At 64.9% G+C, this 1,454-nt stretch carries 2 protein-coding genes; both read left to right on the forward strand.

Translation table 11 applies throughout. The annotated features are described in order from the left end of the window. Window positions 1-1,157 (forward strand): beta-ketoacyl-ACP synthase (locus tag EN984_RS34465; protein ID WP_127384350.1); only part of this gene is annotated, 1,157 nt, incomplete at its 5' end. A 37-nt stretch (window positions 1,158-1,194) separates the two neighbouring features. Then, window positions 1,195-1,454, forward strand: a 260-nt coding sequence (locus tag EN984_RS34470; protein WP_164765915.1) for an alcohol dehydrogenase catalytic domain-containing protein, incomplete at its 3' end; no start/stop codon positions are given.

Below are 1,454 nucleotides of genomic sequence, written 5' to 3' on the forward strand. Positions count from 1 at the left end.
AGTCGGGCATCCACCCGATTACCCGTTTTCCGGTCGATCATCTCAACACCCGCATCTCCGGCATGGTCGACTTCCTGCCGTCGAGCTCGAAGGGCTCCAGCCATCTCACCTATGAACTGGCGGAAACCGCCGCGCGTGAGGCCGTGGCCGAGTCCGGCCTCGATTCCGGTGATTTTGGTGGTCCTCTCTTCCTCGCTTCACCGCCGGTCGAACTCGACTGGCACGACCGCTTCGCGCTCTACAATTCCAATGATTTGGACTCCGGCGGCGAACGGCTGCTGCGGGTGGCGCGCGGATTGAAAGAACTCGACTTTTTCGAGACCACGCAGTTCGGCTCGATCGCCGGCCGGCTTGCCGACCGTTTCGGCACCCGCGGGCTGCCGATCACGCTGTCGACCGCCTGCGCTTCCGGCGCCACCGCCATCCAGCTCGGCGTCGAGGCGATCCGCCGCGGCGAATGCGACCGCGCGCTGTCGATCGGCGCCGACGGTTCGGCGACCGCCGAGGCGCTGATCCGCTTTTCGCTGCTGTCCGCGCTGTCGACCCACAACGACATTCCCGAAAAGGCGTCAAAACCTTTCTCCAAGGACCGCGACGGCTTTGTCCTCGCCGAGGGTTCGGGCGCGCTGGTACTGGAATCACTGGAAACCGCACTCGCGCGCGGCGCCACGATTCTTGGCATCCTGCGCGGCTGCGGCGAAAAGGCGGACGATTTCCACCGCACCCGCTCGAAGCCGGACGCTTCGCCGGCGATCGCGGCGGTTCGTGCTGTGCTAGCCGATGCCGGCTTGAGCCAGGACGAGATCGACTACGTTAACGCCCACGGCACCTCGACGCCGGAAAACGACAAGATGGAGCATCTGTCGCTGTCGACGGTGTTCGGCGAACGGATCGGCTCGATGCCGGTCTCGTCGAACAAATCGATGATCGGCCACACGCTGTCGGCGGCGGGCGCCGTCGAGGCGGCGTTCTCACTGATGACGATGCGCGAAAGCGTCATCCCGCCGACCATCAACTATGACAATCCCGACCCCGCGATCGTGCTCGACGTGGTGCCGAACAAGAAGCGCAATGCCGAGGTCCGCACCGTGCTGTCGAACTCCTTCGGCTTCGGCGGCCAGAACACTTGCCTTGTCATGGCGCGGGAACCGGTCTAAGCGACCTTTTTCAGCCAGACCGAAACCGACAGGCCCAATGCGCGCATTGCAACTTATCGAGGACCGCCGTCTTGAAACGGTGGACCTGCCGCCTCCCCCACCGCCGGCACTTGGCGAAGTCACGCTGCGCATCAAGGCGGTGGCGCTGAACCATATCGACGTCTGGGGCTGGCGCGGCATGGCCTTCGCCAAGCGCAAGCTGCCGCTGGTCGTCGGCGCCGAAGCCTCGGGCGAGGTCGAGGCGGTAGGCTCCGGCGTTTCCAGCCTGCTGCCCGGACAATTGGTATCGATCTACGG

This window comes from Mesorhizobium sp. M7A.F.Ca.CA.004.12.1.1 (assembly GCF_003997835.1).
Lineage (GTDB): Bacteria > Pseudomonadota > Alphaproteobacteria > Rhizobiales > Rhizobiaceae > Mesorhizobium.